Genomic DNA, 14330 nt, shown 5'->3' on the forward strand with positions numbered 1-14330 from the left:
AGGGTGAGGAGCACCGCGTCGGTGCGCGGGAGGCTCCGGGGGTATAGGACACCTCACATGCCCTCTTCCGCCCCCACCCTCACCTCCCTGGGCCTCGCGCGAGCCCCCCGCGACCACCCCCTCACCTACCCCGGCCCCTGGCCCGCCGCCTCCGCCCTCCTCCAGGGCGACCGCCTCCTCCCCCTGGACCGCCTGGCCCACCCCGACCGCACCCCCGTCCTGGCCGTCGGCTCCAACGCCTGCCCCGGCCAACTGCGGCACAAGATGGACGAGTTCGGGATCACGTCCCCGATCCCGATGACGAAGGCACACGTCACCGGCCTCGACGTCGGTGTCTCGGCGCACGTGAGCCGGATGGGCTACGTCTCCGCGTCACCGCTCGACGCACCGGACGTCACACGGGAGTTGTTCGTCATCTGGCTGGACGACGAACAGCTGAAAGTCGTCGACGCCAGCGAGGGAGCGCACTCGCTCCAGGGGAACTACGCCCGAGTCCGGCTGCCCGCGCCGGAGTTCAGGGTGGAGCTGGAGAACGGCCAGGTCCTGCCCGGGACTTACGTCTACGTGAACCGCCACGGCGTCCTGCACGACGGCACGGGAACCCCGCGCCGCCACGGAGACCAGCGCACGCTGATCGCCGGACTCCTCGAAGGTTCCCCGGAGTTGAGACGCCTCTTCGGCCCGACCCCGGAGGAGTTCAGCGAACGGGCGCGCGCGGACGCGGAGTTGTGCGAGCGGGGCACCCGGCTGCTGAGGGAGGAGAAACTGGTCACGGCGTCGGGCCTGGAGCATCTCCACGCCCGGGCCGAAACGCTTCCCCGCAGGTCAGGTCGGCCGGGGAGCTGAGTTATCGTCGGAGGCAAGGCATCGCGTGCCGGTCACCGTCCCGGTGCGGCATGGAGGTGCCTGTGAGATTGCCTTACGGAGGCACTCCACAGATGTCTGTCGAACTGAACCACACCATCGTGGCCGCCCGGGACCAGCACGAGTCCGCGCACTTCCTCGCCCATGTCCTCGGACTCGAGGTCTCCCCGCAGCTCGGCCCCTTCCTGCCCGTGAACACCGCGAACGGCGTGTCGCTGGACTTCCTCACCGTGCCGGAGGAGTCGATCACCACCCAGCACTACGCCTTCCTCGTCTCCGACGAGGAGTTCGACGCCGCGTTCGCCCGGATCGAGGAGGCGAAGATCGAGTACTTCGACGATCCGCACCTGCGGCGCCCGGGCCGGATCAACCACTACTACGGCGGCCGTGGCGTCTACTTCCTGGACCCGTCCGGACACGCGATGGAGATCATCACGCGCCCGTACACCAACGAGCAGTAACCCTCACCGCCACCCACAGCGCGACCCCGGTCGGCCCCTTCGGGCCGACCGGCCCCACCCGGCACAAGCCCTCACGCCCCCTTCCGCCGCCCCGCGAACTCCTCCAGCTCCTCCCGCGTCAGACCGCTCCCCCGCGCCACCTCGTCCACGTCCAGCGCCCCGCAGTCCAGGCCCCGCAGCAGATACCCGCTGAGCGCCTTCGCCGTGGCCGGTTCGTCCATCACGTCCCCGGCGGTCCGGCTGGCGTACCGCGAGAGCCGGGCGGCGGCCCGCGCGAACCCCTCCCGGTAGAACGCGAACACGGCGGCGTACCGCGTCGGAAGGTGCCCGGGATGCATGTCCCACCCCTGGTAGTAGGCCCGGGCGAGAGCTCTCCGCGTCAATCCGTAGTGCAGCCGCCAGGCGTCGTGGACCTTCTCGGTGGACCCGACGGGCAGGACGTTCGTCGAGCCGTCGCAGACCCGCACGCCCGTGCCCGCGGCGGCGACCTGCATGACGGCCTTCGCGTGGTCGGCGGCGGGATGGTCGCTGGCCTGGTGCGCGGCGGAGACGCCGAGGGAGGCGCTGTAGTCGAACGTGCCGTAGTGCAGCCCGGTCGCCCGCCCCTCGGCGGCGTCGATCATGCGCGCGACGGTCGCGGTGCCGTCGGCGGCGAGGACGGCCTGGCTGGTCTCGATCTGGATCTCGAAGCCGATGCGCCCGCTGTCGAGGCCGCGGGCCTTCTCGAACGCCTCCAGGAGCCGGACCATGGCGGTGACCTGCTCGGGGTAGGTCACCTTGGGGAGGGTCAGGAGGAGGCCGCCCGGCAGCCCGCCCGCCTCCATGAGGCCGCTGAGGAAGATGTCGAGCGTGCGGATGCCCCGGTCGCGGACGGCGGCCTCCATGCACTTCATGCGGATGCCCGTGTACGGGGCGGCGGTGCCGTCCCGGTAGGCGCGCGCCACCAGCCGGGCGGCCCGGGCCGCGTGCCGGTCCTCCTCCGCGTCGGGGCGAGGGCCGTACCCGTCCTCGAAGTCGATGCGCAGGTCTTCCACCGGTTCGCGCTCCAGCTTGGCGCGCACGCGCGCGTACACGGGCTCGGCGAGGTCGTCGGCGAGGCCGAGGACGGCGGCGAAGGAGGCGGCGTCCGGGGCGTGTTCGTCGAGGGCGGTGAGCGCGCGGTCGCCCCAGGCGCGGACGGTGTCGGCGGCGAAGACGTCCCCGGGGACGTAGACGGTGTGGACGGGCTGGCGGGTGCCGGGGTCGCCGGGGTAGCGGCGGGCCAGCTCCGCGTCGACCGGGGCGAGCCGGGCGGCGATCTCCTCGCCGACGGCGCTCGCCAGGCTCGTCACGACCGGCTCCTGCTGCCCTGACCCCATCCCACACCCTCCAGTTTTCCGCTCTACGGAATCAATACTCCAGCGACGGAAGCCAACAACGGATCTTGCCGCCGGTCAACACCCCGTCCACTCAGCGGTCCCCTCGGCCCGCCTCGTACCCCTTCATCGTCGCGGACCCTCGCGACGGTTCACTCCCGCTGATCCTTTTCTTCACCCGGACCCTCTTTCGCACAGCGGTTCGCACCCTCATCCTGATCCCCAAGGGGAGGGGGCGCACATGACGGGCACCGGCGGAGTGACGCGGCGCGCGGGGCTGAGGACCGCGCTGGCGGCGACTCTGGCCGTCCCGCTGCTGGGCACCGTACGGGCCTCGCAGGCCCACCTCGACGAGACCGGGCCCTCGAACCAGTCGGCACGCCCCGTACAGCCCGTCCCCCCGTTACGGGCCATGACCTTCAACCTCCGCTTCGCCAGCACCCGGGAGCCCAACAGCTGGGCCGCGCGCCGCCCCGTGACCCGCGAACTGCTCCTGCGGGCCGCCCCGTCCGTCGTCGGCACCCAGGAGGGCGTGCACGGCCAGATCCTGGACATCGCCGCCGACCTCGGGCCCCGGTACGCGTGGATCGGTACGGGGCTCGAGGGCCGTACGACGGACGAGTCGCTCGCGGTCTACTACGACACGGCCCGGCTCACGCCCCTCGCGCACGGCACGTACGCCCTGTCGGACACGCCGGAGGACCTCGCGTCGAACACCTGGGGCGCGGCGTTCGTCCGGATGTGCACCTGGGTGCGGTTCCGGGACCGGCTGGACCCCGGCCGGGAGTTCTCCGTCCTGAACACGCACCTGGACCACCGCAGCCAGTACGCACGCGCGCGTGCGGCGTCCCTCATCGCCGCCCGCATGGGCGCACTCTCCCACCCCGCCCTGCTCCTCGGGGACTTCAACGTCACAGCGCACGACAACGAGGTGTACGACACACTCCTGCGCGCGGGCCTGGTCGACACCTGGGACAGCGCCCTCACGCGCGGGCCGCAGTTCGGGACGTTCCACGACTACCGCGGCCTGGTGGCGGACGGCCGGCGCATCGACTGGGTGATGGCCACCCGTGGCGTACGCGCGGGCACCAGTACCCGAGCGACCACCTGCCGGTGTGCGCGAGCGTGGACCTCACCTGAACGCGAGAGGCCCCGCGACCGGCATCACCGGTCACAGGGCCCCGTACCACCCGGAGATCAGCCCTTGCGGGTGTTGATCTCCTCCGTGAGCTGCGGCACGACGTCGAAGAGGTCGCCGACGACGCCGTAGTCGACGAGGTCGAAGATCGGCGCTTCGGGGTCCTTGTTGACCGCGACGATCGTCTTGGACGTCTGCATGCCCGCGCGGTGCTGGATCGCGCCGGAGATGCCGTTGGCGATGTAGAGCTGCGGCGAGACGGACTTGCCGGTCTGGCCGACCTGGTTGGTGTGCGGGTACCAGCCGGCGTCGACGGCGGCGCGGGAGGCGCCGACGGCCGCGCCGAGGGAGTCCGCGAGGGCCTCGATAATCGCGAAGTTCTCGGCGCCGTTGACGCCACGGCCGCCGGAGACGACGATCGCGGCCTCGGTCAGCTCCGGACGCCCGGTCGACTCGCGCGCGGTGCGGCCGGTGATCTTCGTGCCGGTCGCGGCGGCGGAGAACGACACCGCGAGGTCCTCGACCGCGCCCGCGGCCGGGGCGGCCTCGACGGCGGCGGAGTTGGGCTTGACGGTGATGACCGGAGTGCCCTTGACGACACGGGACTTGGTGGTGAACGACGCGGCGAACACGGCCTGCGTGGCCACCGGGCCCTCCGCGCCGGCCTCCAGGTCGGTCGCGTCGGTGATCAGACCGGCCTCGATGCGCAGCGCGAGGCGGGCGGCGATCTCCTTGCCCTCGGCGGAGGAGGAGACCAGGACGGCGGCCGGGGAGACGGCGGCGTAGGCGGCCTGGAGGGCGTCGACCTTGGGGACGACGAGGTAGTCGGCGTACTCGGACGCCTCGTGGGTCAGGACGCGCGTCGCGCCGTGCTCGGCGAGGACGGCGGCCGTGCCGGCCGCGCCGGCGCCCAGCGCGACGGCGACGGGCTCGCCGATGCGGCGGGCGAGCGTCAGCAGCTCGAGGGTGGGCTTGCGGACGGCGCCGTCCACGTGGTCGACGTAGACGAGGACTTCAGCCATGGGAATGCTCTCCTGCGAAACGAAGTTGAGGGGCGGTCAGCAAGGGGCCCGGCCGAAACCGCTGCCCCACGCGCGGGGCCTAGATGAACTTCTGACCCGCGAGGAACTCAGCGAGCTGCTTGCCGCCCTCGCCCTCGTCCTTGACGATCGTGCCGGCCGTGCGGGCCGGGCGCGCGGTCGCGTCGTCGACCTTGGTCCAGGCGCCGTCCAGGCCGACCTCCTCGGCCTCGATGTCGAGGTCGGACAGGTCCCAGGACTCGACCGGCTTCTTCTTGGCGGCCATGATGCCCTTGAATGACGGGTAACGCGCCTCGCCCGACTGGTCGGTGACGGACACGACGGCCGGCAGGGACGCTTCGAGCTGCTCGGACGCGGCGTCGCCGTCGCGGCGGCCCTTGACGACGCCGTCCTCGACCTCGACCTGGGACAGCAGCGTGACCTGCGGGACGCCGAGGCGCTCGGCGAGCAGCGCGGGGACGACACCGCCGCCGCCGTCGGTGGAGGCCATGCCCGAGACGACGAGGTCGAAACCGGCCTTCTGGATGGCCTTCGCGAGGACCAGGGAGGTGCCGAGGGCGTCGGTGCCGTGCAGGTCGTCGTCCTCGACGTGGATCGCCTTGTCGGCGCCCATGGAGAGGGCCTTGCGCAGGGCGTCCTTGGCGTCCTCGGGGCCGACGGTGAGGACGGTGACCTCGACGTCGTCGTCGGAGTTCTCGGAGATCTGGAGGGCCTGTTCGACCGCGTACTCGTCGAGCTCGGAGAGCAGACCGTCCACGTCGTCCCGGTCGACGGTCAGGTCATCGGCGAAGTGCCGGTCGCCAGTGGCGTCGGGCACGTACTTCACAGTGACAACGATCCTCAAGCTCACGCCGGCTCTCCTACTGCATCGTCAGTTCTCGGCTGCCTACTTACAGGCAGCATAGGCGCCTGAAGAGGCCGTTCCCGGATCGGGGGCGGCCCGCCTCCGCCAGGAATATTACTCACCAGTACAACCAGTTCATGCCCGCTAAGCAAGCGCTTTGAACTGTGACCTTCGCAACGCAGCGTAACCGGAACCCGACGGCCCCGCAGATGGGCGGGGAACGGTCTCAGTCACGCAGCGCGTTGAACCGCCCCTGGTGGTAGAGCAGCGGCCGTCCCGCGCGCGTGGGGTCGCCGAGAACGACCTCCGCCAGCACGATCCGGTGATCGCCCGCGGGCACGCGCGTGTGCACGCGGCACACCAGCCAGGCGAGGACGTCGTCCAGGACGGGCACGCCTTCGGGGCCCTCGTGCCAGGCGGTGGGCGCGCCGAAGCGGTCGGCACCGCTGCGCGCGAAGGTGGCGGCCAGGTCGGCCTGGTGCTCGCCGAGCAGGTGCACGCCGACGTGCCGTGCGCGGGATATCGCGGGCCAGCTGGAGGCGCCGGTACCGATGCCGAAGGAGAGCAGCGCAGGTTCGGCGGAGACGGAGGTGAGGGAGGTGGCGGTGAATCCGACGGGGCCGTGCTCGCCGGAGGCGGTGATCACGGCCACACCGGCGGCGTGCCGGCGGAAGACGGAGCGCAGGAGGTCGGGGGAGGCGGGCTGAGCGGCGGCGAGGTCGGGCGAGGCCGTCATCGGGTTGTCCTTCGGGGTGAAGTGACGAGCGGGGTCCGGGGTGCTCAGCGGCCCGGACAGCGTGCGCTCGCGGTGCTCCGGGCCAGGTCGACGTGGACCCGTCCGTAGAGAAGGAGTTCCTCAGGCATGACGTCAGGCTGACGATAGGTGGCATGTCCAGTCAAGGGCGTTCCGGGATCTGGAAGCTGCCGCTCCGTCACACCGCCTCCCCCAGCGCGGCGATGACGTCCGCCTTGCGCGGCTGACCGCCGGCGCGCCGTACGACGTTCCCGCCGGCGTCCAGGACCAGCACGGTCGGCGTCTTGAGGATGCCGAGTTCCCGTACGAGGTCGAGGTGCCGCTCGGCGTCGATCTCGATGTGGGCGACGCCGGGGACCATGCCGGCCACGTCCCCGAGCGTCCGCCTGGTCGCCCGGCAGGGGGCGCAGAAGGCGCTGGAGAACTGGACGAGGGTGGCCCGCTCGCCGAGTTCGGCGCCGAGCGCCGCCGCGTCCAGCCGTCTGCCGTCGTCCCGTGCGCGCACGCGAGACACCCCCTGAGTCCGGTCATCAGCGGCTGAAGCGTTCACGAGACCGCAAACATTCCCGGTTCCCCGAACCGTTTCCGGTGCGGCCTTCGGGTACCGCCGGTAAAGAAAGGATCAAAGCCCGAGGTGGATCAAGGTGTGGACGTGACGAGGATCTCCGACGCGGTCAGGAACCAGGACTGGCCCGCCGCACGTTCTTGGGGCACGATCTGCGACATGCCGTAAACCTACGGCTGCGTAACTTGTCCGCCGGGAGTTTCCCTTCCCAGGCTGAGAGAAGGAAGGGTCCGCCTCACCCATGGCAGAGCTTGTGTACCGTCCCGCCGTCGGTCTCGCGCAGACCCTGTTCAAGGTCTGGGACCTCAAGATCGACTGTCGGGGCTCGGAGAACATCCCGCGCACGGGCGGTGCGGTGCTGGTGAGCAACCACATCAGCTACCTGGACTTCATCTTCGACGGCCTCGCGGCGCTCCCCCAGAAGCGGCTGGTGCGCTTCATGGCCAAGGAGTCCGTCTTCCGCCACCGCGTCTCCGGCCCCCTGATGCGCAACATGAAGCACATCCCCGTCGACCGCAAGCAGGGCGAGGCCGCCTACCAGCACGCGCTCGCGTCGCTGCGCTCCGGTGAGGTCGTCGGCGTGTTCCCCGAGGCGACGATCTCGCAGTCGTTCACCCTCAAGAGCTTCAAGTCCGGCGCCGCGCGCCTGGCCCAGGAGGCGGGCGTCCCGCTGATCCCGATGGCCGTCTGGGGCACCCAGCGCCTCTGGACGAAGGGCCACCCCCGCAACTTCAAGCGCAGCCACATCCCGATCACGATCCGCGTCGGCGAGGCCCTGGAAGCCTCCAAGGACAAGTACGCGGGCGCCATCACCCGCCAGCTCCGCGAGCGCGTCCAGGAGCTCCTGGAGGCCGCCCAGCGCGCCTACCCGGTCCGCCCGAAGAACGCGAGCGACACATGGTGGATGCCGGCCCACCTCGGCGGCACGGCACCCACCCCCGAAGAGGTCCGCGCAGCCGAGGCCCGCTGAGACCAGTCGCAGCCGTCTCCGGCGCGTGTGGCGGGGTGTCAGAGGGCGGTCGGGAGTGTCTTCCAGAGGTGTGACCGGTCGGGGGCTTCCCGGAGTGCGCGCAGGACGGCGGGATGGGGCTGTGCGTAGAGGGTGGGGTGATCCGCCTCGCCCTGCCTCTCGTCGGGGACCCATGCCAGCCGTTCCCCCGTCAACGAGAACTGCGCGTTCACCCCGGCCTTGTTGCCGCGCGGGTCCTGTCGGTGCCAGGCCCCGTTGAAGCGGACGGCGACGAGGCCGTGGACGACGTGTCCGGGGCCGTCGTCGGCGCGCAGGAGCTGGTAGCAGAGGGCCGTGGGGATGTCCTCGGCGCGCAGGAGGGCGGCGAGGGCGTGGGCCTTGGCGTAGCAGATGCCGGTGCGCTGTTCCAGGACGTCGGAGGCGCGCCAGGTGACGCGGGGGTCCTGGGCGTCCTGGGAGTGGGGGATCTCGTCACGGACGTACACGAACGCGGCCTCTGCATAGGCATACGAGTCGGGTACGTCCGCGGCGAGCCGGGCGGCAGTCTGCCGTACGACGGGATGGTGGTGGTCGATGACCTCGTCAGCCGCCAGGTACGCGGAGAGGTCGGGGGTGTTCTGGATCAGCTCCATGCCCGCCGAGCATAGGAATACGACCAGCCGGCCGTCAATTCATTTACGGCTGGACGTATAACTATGCACACCTACCTCGCCATCTCCTCCTTCAGCGCCGACAGGAACGCGTCCACGTCGTCCTCGCGCGTGTCGAAGGAGCACATCCACCGCACGACCCCGGCCGCCTCGTCCCAGAAGTAGAACCGGAACCGCTCCTGGAGGCGGACGCTCACGTCGTGCGGCAGGCGGGCGAAGACGCCGTTGGCCTGGACGGGGTAGAGGATCTCGACGCCGTGCACCGCGCGGACGCCCTCGGCGAGCCGCTGGGCCATCTCGTTGGCGTGCCGGGCGTTGCGCAGCCAGAGGTCCTTGGCGAGCAGCGCCTCCAGCTGCACGGACACGAACCGCATCTTGGAGGCGAGCTGCATGGACAGCTTGCGCAGGTGCTTCATCTGCCGCACGGCGTCCTGGTTGATCACGACGACCGCCTCACCGAACAGCGCGCCGTTCTTCGTGCCGCCCAGCGACAGGATGTCGACGCCGACGGCGTTGGTGAACGTCCGCATGGGTACGTCGAGCGAGGCCGCCGCGTTGGCTATCCGGGACCCGTCGAGGTGGACGCGCATCCCGCGCGCGTGCGCGTGGTCGCAGATCGCGCGGATCTCGTCCGGCGTGTAGAGGGTGCCGAGTTCGGTGGACTGGGTGATCGAGACGACCTGCGGCATCGCGCGGTGCTCGTCGTCCCAGCCGTACGCCTGCCGGTCGATCAGCTCGGGCGTGAGCTTGCCGTCGGGCGTGGGGACGGTGAGCAGCTTGAGCCCGCCCATGCGCTCGGGCGCGCCGCCCTCGTCGACGTTGATGTGGGCGCTCTCCGCGCAGATCACTGCGCCCCAGCGGTCGGTGACCGCCTGGAGGGCGACGACGTTGGCGCCGGTGCCGTTGAAGACGGGGAACGCCTCGGCGGTGGGCCCGAAGTGGCTGCGGACGATGCTCTGGAGGTGCCCGGTGTAGTCGTCCTCGCCGTAGGCGACCTGGTGGCCGCCGTTGGCGAGGGCGAGGGCGGCCATCACCTCGGGGTGCGCGCCCGCGTAGTTGTCGCTGGCGAAGCCCCGGACGTCGGGGTCGTGGTGGCGGCGGGCGTCGGTCTTCGGGGGGTTCACGGCTGCTCGGTGAGCCACAGGCGCTGTCCGTTCACTTCGGCGGCGGTCTTGTCCCAGACGCCGGTGATGGCCTCGGCGAGTTCCTTGACGTCGGTGAAGCCCGCGAACTTGGCGTTGGGCCGCTCGGCGCGCATCGCGTCGTGCACGAGGGCCTTGACGACGAGGATCGCGGCGGCGGAGGTGGGGCCGCCCGCGCCGCCGGCCTTGCGGAAGTAGTCGGCGAGAGCGAGGGTCCACGCCTCGGCGGCGGCCTTGCCGGCGGCGTACGCGGCGTTGCCGGCCGTGGGCGCGCTCGCGCCGGCCGCGCTGATCAGGACGTACCGGCCTCGGTCGCTGCGCTGGAGGGCCTCGTGGAAGGCGAGGGAGGTGTGCTGGACGGTGCGGATGAGCAGCAGCTCCAGGAAGTCCCAGTCGTCGAGGCTGGTCTTGGTGAAGGTCTCGCTGCCGCGCCAGCCGCCGACGAGGTGGACGAGGCCGTCGAGGCGGCCGAACTCCTTCTCCGTGCGGTCGGCCCACGCGCGCGTGGAGTCCAGGTCCAGCAGGTCGACGGGTTCGCCGGTGACGGTGGCGCCGCCCGCCGCGTACCGGGCCGCGTCGACGGCCGCCGCGAGCCGCTCGGGGTCGTTGTCGGCGCCGACGACGGTCGCCCCCGCCTCGGCCAGCCGGATCAGCGTCGCCCGGCCTGCCGGTCCGCCCGCTCCGGCGACCGCGATCACCGCACCGCTCAGCGCGCCGTTGGTCATGTTCCTCGCCTCGCTCTTGTCGCTCTTGCTGTCTGCCCGACGTCGGACGGGTCCGTATCGTCGATACGGACCCGTCCGACGGTACGGGGCCGTCCTCACGCCGCAGCGCGCTCCACGCTGTCGGCCGTGATCCCCTTCGCCGAGGCGATCACATTCTTCAGCTTCTTCGCCAGGGCCTCGTAGAACATGCTCAGCGGAAACTCGTCCGGCAGCACGTCGTCCACCAGCTTGCGGGGCGGCTGGGAGAGGTCGAGGGCGTCAGGACCCTTGGCCCACTTGGAGGCCGGGTGCGGGGAGAGATACCGGGCGACCAGGTCGTACCCGGCGAACCAGTGGACGAGCTTGGGGCGGTCGATGCCGTCCTTGTAGAGCTTCTCGATCTCGGCGCACAGGTCGTTGGTGACCTTGGGGGCGCGCTCCCAGTCGATGTGCAGCTTGTTGTCGGTCCAGCGGACGACGTCACCCTGGTGCAGGTAGGCGAAGAGGAGCTGGCCGCCGAGGCCGTCGTAGTTGCGGACGCGGTCGCCCGTCACGGGGAAGCGGAACATGCGGTCGAAGAGGACCGCGTACTGCACGTCACGCGCCTGCGGGACGCCGTCCGCCTGGAGCTTCACGGCCTCCTTGAAGGCGGTGAGGTCGCAGCGGAGCTCTTCGAGGCCGTACATCCAGAACGGCTGGCGCTGCTTGATCATGAACGGGTCGAAGGGCAGGTCGCCGTGGCTGTGGGTGCGGTCATGGACCATGTCCCACAGGACGAACGCCTCCTCGCACCGCTTCTGGTCGTGGACCATCGCGGCGACGTCCTCGGGGAGGTCGATGCCGAGGATGGATACGGCGGACTCGGTGACCCGGCGGAAGCGGGCGGCCTCGCGGTCGCAGAAGATCCCGCCCCAGGAGAAACGTTCCGGCGCCTCGCGGACGGCGATGGTCTCCGGGAACAGGACGGCCGAGTTGGTGTCGTAGCCGGGGGTGAAGTCCTCGAAGGTGATGCCGCAGAACAGCGGGTTGTCGTACCGGGTGCGCTCCAGCTCGGCCAGCCAGTCGGGCCACACCATGCGCAGGACGAGCGCTTCGAGGTTGCGGTCCGGGTTGCCGTTCTGCGTGTACATCGGGAACACGACGAGGTGCTGGAGGCCGTCGCGCCGGTCGGCGGCGGGCTGGAAGGCGAGCAGCGAGTCCAGGAAGTCGGGGACCGGGAAGCCGCCCTCGGACCAGGCGGTGAGGTCGGCGACCAGCGCGCGGTGGTAGGCCGCGTCGTGCGGCAGCAGCGGGGACAGCTCGCCGACCGCCTCGATCACCTCGCGCACGGCGGCCTCCGCCTGCGCGTGCGTCGGGGCGCCGTCGGCGTCGAAGTCGATCGAGCCGTTCGCCGCCTGCCAGGGGCGGATGCGCTCCACGGCGGCCTTCAGAACCGGCCACGCGGCCTGTTCGACCACCCTGACCTCGGGAGGAAGCCCCTCCCCCGCCGTCGCCCGCTCAAGAATTTCCGTCATGTCCCATCCTCCACGGGAGAACCTCGCGTATGGACACCGTATGCATAGGGGGTTTCCGTGAGCAAGAAGAACCTCGGGAAATTATCCTGCGCACCTTCATGGTCACCGCATTTTTTCCTGCCGTACATGCCAAGCACGGGCGGTTCGCGCGGGCGCGCTGATCCCTCCCGCGCGCCGTCGCACTCCGGGGCACGGCGGCGGGGAAGGCGTCCCAGGGCCTAGGCTGCCAAGCGAACTGGCGTCGACGGAGAGCGAGACGGGCCTTGGAGTTTGTGACGATGGGGCATCGCGGGGTGATGGGGGTCGAACCCGAGAACACGCTGCGGTCGTTCGTGGCGGCGCAGGAGTCCGGCCTCGACGGGATCGAGCTCGACCTGCACCTCAGCTCGGACGGCGCGCTGGTGGTGATGCACGATGCCGACGTGGACCGGACGACCGACGGCAGCGGGCCGATCTCCGCGTACTCCCTCCAGGAGCTGCGGGCGCTGGACGCGGGGCGCGGGGAGCGCGTCCCGACCTTCGAGGAGGTCCTCGACGTGGTCACCGCGCCGATCCAGGCGGAGATCAAGGACACGCAGGCGGCCCAGGCCCTCGCCGAGGTCATGCTCAAGCGGGAGCTCGTGGAGCGGGTCGAGGTGTCGTCCTTCCACGACCGGGCGCTCGCCGAGATCACCCGGCTCGTGCCGGGCGTGCGGACCGCGCTGATCGGCGGGCGCTACGGCGCCGACATCGCCGACCGCGCGGTGGACGTGGGAGCGCGCACACTGTGCCTCAACATCCGCCGCCTCACGCTGGAGACGGTCGAGCACGCCCGCAAGCACGATCTGCGGGTCCTCGCGTGGGTCGTGAACACGCAGGACCAGCTACGGCTCGCGCGGGCCTTCGAGTTGGACGGAGTGACGACGGACTACCCGGAGATCAAGGGAAGTTGAGCGGCCGGACGGCTGATCGAATCGTTCAGGGTCTCGATCAGCCCGAAGGAGCCACCCCCTACAGGGACTTGACCAGCAGCTCGAACTCCAGGCCGGTGCGGCGCGGGATGCCGAAGCGTTCGTCGCCGTACGGGAAGGGAGTCGTGCGGCCGGTACGCCGGTAGCCGCGCCGCTCGTACCAGGCGATCAGCTCCTCCCGTACCGAGATCACCGTCATGTGCATCTCGGTCACGTCCCAGCTCTCGCGCGCCTGCCGCTCCGCCTCCGCGATGATCCGCTTGCCGAGACCCCCGCCCTGGAGCGCCGGGCTCACCGCGAACATGCCGAAGTAGGCGTGCGTGCCCCGGTGTTCGAGCTGGCAGCAGGCTACGACCGTGCCGGCGCGCTCGACGATCAGGAGCCGGCCGTCCGGTTTCGCGATGACCTCCCGTACGCCTTCGGGGTCCGTGCGCTGACCGTCGAGGAGGTCCGCCTCGGTGGTCCAGCCGGTGCGGCTCGTGTCGCCCCGGTACGCGGACTCGATGAGGGTGACGAGGGCTTCGACGTCGGCGTCGGTCGCGTCGCGGTAGGTGAGGTCGGTGTCGGGGGTGTGCGTGTCGGGGGTGTGCATGGGGGTTCCGTTCTGGGGCACGAAGGGGGCTGCGGAGGGCGAGAGAGCCGCGGGGTCCAGTCCTGGGTCCCGGATCTCGGACATCAGGTCTCGGCTCTCGGCCAGGACCTGCGGGTTCTCCCGATCCTGGAGCCTCGCAGAGCCTAACTCTCCCGTAGGCTCCGGATGCATGGTGCATGTACTGAGCAGCCGGATCCTCCTCCACCCCGCCGACCCCGAGCGCGCCCGCCGCTTCTACGGCGAACAGCTCGGCCTCGGCGTCTACCGCGAGTTCGGCACCGGGCCGGAGCGGGGGACGGTGTACTTCCTCGGCGGCGGGTTCCTGGAGATCGCGGGGCGCACGGACGCGCCCCGGGACCCCGAGACGCGGCTGTGGCTCCAGGTCCCGGACGCGTCGGCGGCGCGTGACGAGCTGGCCGCGAAGGGGGTCGCGATCGTGCGGGAGCCGGTGAAGGAGCCGTGGGGGCTGATCGAGATGTGGATCGCGGATCCCGACGGGACGCCGATCGTGCTGGTGGAGGTCCCGGCGGACCATCCGATCAGGTACCGGCCCGGTATCTGAGCCGCTCGGATGGCCGGGGCGGGGGTGGGGGCTTAGCGTGCAGAGAGGGGCTCTTTCCGGGGTCCCTGTCCGGCGGGCGTGCTCCGAGGCACTCCCAGGACGCGTGTTCCGGGACCCGCTCCCGGCCTTCGGCTTCGGCTTCGGCTTCGGCTTCGGCTTCGGCTTCGGCTTCGGCTTCGGCTTCGGCTTCGGCTTCGGCTTCGGCTTCGGCTTCGGCTTCGGCTT

The 14330-nt window shown here is 70.9% G+C and carries 16 protein-coding genes; 6 read left to right on the forward strand and 10 right to left on the reverse strand.

From position 1 onward, the window contains the following. Window positions 1-57 precede the first annotated feature (57 nt). Window positions 58-846, forward strand: a complete 789-nt coding sequence (locus PV682_RS23015) for a hypothetical protein (RefSeq protein WP_319732767.1) — start codon at window positions 58-60, stop codon at window positions 844-846. A gap of 92 nt (window positions 847-938) precedes the next feature. Further along, window positions 939-1325 carry a VOC family protein gene (locus PV682_RS23020; RefSeq protein WP_319732769.1) on the forward strand — a complete coding sequence of 129 codons (387 nt, stop codon included), beginning with the start codon at window positions 939-941 and terminating at the stop codon, window positions 1323-1325. A gap of 71 nt (window positions 1326-1396) precedes the next feature. Here the strand turns inward: PV682_RS23020 and PV682_RS23025 are convergent, their stop codons facing one another. Further along, a complete protein-coding gene (locus PV682_RS23025) occupies window positions 1397-2683 on the reverse strand; it encodes a DUF6986 family protein (RefSeq protein WP_319732771.1) in 1287 nt (428 codons plus the stop codon). Window positions 2684-2921: 238 nt separating this feature from the next. Between PV682_RS23025 and PV682_RS23030 the strand changes: the two genes are divergently transcribed. Then, a complete protein-coding gene (locus tag PV682_RS23030; protein WP_319732773.1) occupies window positions 2922-3950 on the forward strand; it encodes an endonuclease/exonuclease/phosphatase family protein in 1029 nt (342 codons plus the stop codon). On the opposite strand, the gene PV682_RS23035 is transcribed toward PV682_RS23030, so the two are convergent. The 4 genes from PV682_RS23035 to PV682_RS23050 form a co-directional block, all read right to left on the reverse strand. Continuing rightward, complete coding sequence (locus PV682_RS23035) at window positions 3878-4840, reverse strand: electron transfer flavoprotein subunit alpha/FixB family protein (protein ID WP_319732775.1); 963 nt, start codon at window positions 4838-4840, stop codon at window positions 3878-3880. The genes PV682_RS23030 and PV682_RS23035 overlap by 73 nt on opposite strands. A 79-nt stretch (window positions 4841-4919) precedes the next feature. Next, the gene (locus tag PV682_RS23040; RefSeq protein WP_055722744.1) at window positions 4920-5708 is read right to left on the reverse strand and encodes an electron transfer flavoprotein subunit beta/FixA family protein; all 789 of its coding nucleotides are present in this window, start codon (window positions 5706-5708) and stop codon (window positions 4920-4922) included. A 220-nt stretch (window positions 5709-5928) separates the two neighbouring features. Next, window positions 5929-6438: a flavin reductase family protein gene (locus PV682_RS23045; RefSeq protein ID WP_319732781.1), complete on the reverse strand. Its 510-nt coding sequence runs from the start codon at window positions 6436-6438 to the stop codon at window positions 5929-5931. Window positions 6439-6634: 196 nt separating this feature from the next. After that, entirely contained in the window at window positions 6635-7006 is a 372-nt protein-coding gene (locus PV682_RS23050; protein WP_319732784.1) for a TlpA family protein disulfide reductase, read from the reverse strand. Between the two features lie 256 nt (window positions 7007-7262). Between PV682_RS23050 and PV682_RS23055 the strand changes: the two genes are divergently transcribed. Further along, a complete protein-coding gene (locus PV682_RS23055) occupies window positions 7263-7991 on the forward strand; it encodes a lysophospholipid acyltransferase family protein (protein ID WP_319732786.1) in 729 nt (242 codons plus the stop codon). 38 nt (window positions 7992-8029) lie between these two features. Here the strand turns inward: PV682_RS23055 and PV682_RS23060 are convergent, their stop codons facing one another. The 4 genes from PV682_RS23060 to PV682_RS23075 form a co-directional block, all read right to left on the reverse strand. Further along, window positions 8030-8623, reverse strand: coding sequence for a transglutaminase family protein (locus PV682_RS23060; protein WP_319732788.1), 594 nt, complete (start codon window positions 8621-8623; stop codon window positions 8030-8032). 71 nt (window positions 8624-8694) lie between these two features. Continuing rightward, window positions 8695-9765, reverse strand: a complete 1071-nt coding sequence (locus PV682_RS23065; RefSeq protein WP_319732790.1) for a threonine aldolase family protein — start codon at window positions 9763-9765, stop codon at window positions 8695-8697. Then, entirely contained in the window at window positions 9762-10508 is a 747-nt protein-coding gene (locus PV682_RS23070) for an SDR family oxidoreductase (protein WP_223009488.1), read from the reverse strand. Before PV682_RS23070 ends, PV682_RS23065 begins: the two co-directional genes overlap by 4 nt. A 95-nt stretch (window positions 10509-10603) precedes the next feature. Further along, window positions 10604-12001 (reverse strand): DUF6421 family protein, encoded by a 1398-nt coding sequence (locus tag PV682_RS23075; RefSeq protein ID WP_319732792.1) that lies wholly within the window; start codon window positions 11999-12001, stop codon window positions 10604-10606. A 263-nt stretch (window positions 12002-12264) separates the two neighbouring features. Here PV682_RS23075 and PV682_RS23080 point away from each other — a divergent pair, with 263 nt between their 5' ends. Then, entirely contained in the window at window positions 12265-12933 is a 669-nt protein-coding gene (locus PV682_RS23080; RefSeq protein WP_319732794.1) for a glycerophosphodiester phosphodiesterase, read from the forward strand. Between the two features lie 58 nt (window positions 12934-12991). Here the strand turns inward: PV682_RS23080 and PV682_RS23085 are convergent, their stop codons facing one another. Next, entirely contained in the window at window positions 12992-13543 is a 552-nt protein-coding gene (locus PV682_RS23085) for a GNAT family N-acetyltransferase (RefSeq protein WP_319732796.1), read from the reverse strand. A 169-nt stretch (window positions 13544-13712) separates the two neighbouring features. Between PV682_RS23085 and PV682_RS23090 the strand changes: the two genes are divergently transcribed. After that, window positions 13713-14105, forward strand: a complete 393-nt coding sequence (locus tag PV682_RS23090) for a VOC family protein (protein WP_055723991.1) — start codon at window positions 13713-13715, stop codon at window positions 14103-14105. Window positions 14106-14330: the final 225 nt, after the last annotated feature.

This window comes from Streptomyces niveiscabiei (assembly GCF_033794345.1).
GTDB classification, from domain to species: domain Bacteria; phylum Actinomycetota; class Actinomycetes; order Streptomycetales; family Streptomycetaceae; genus Streptomyces; species Streptomyces niveiscabiei.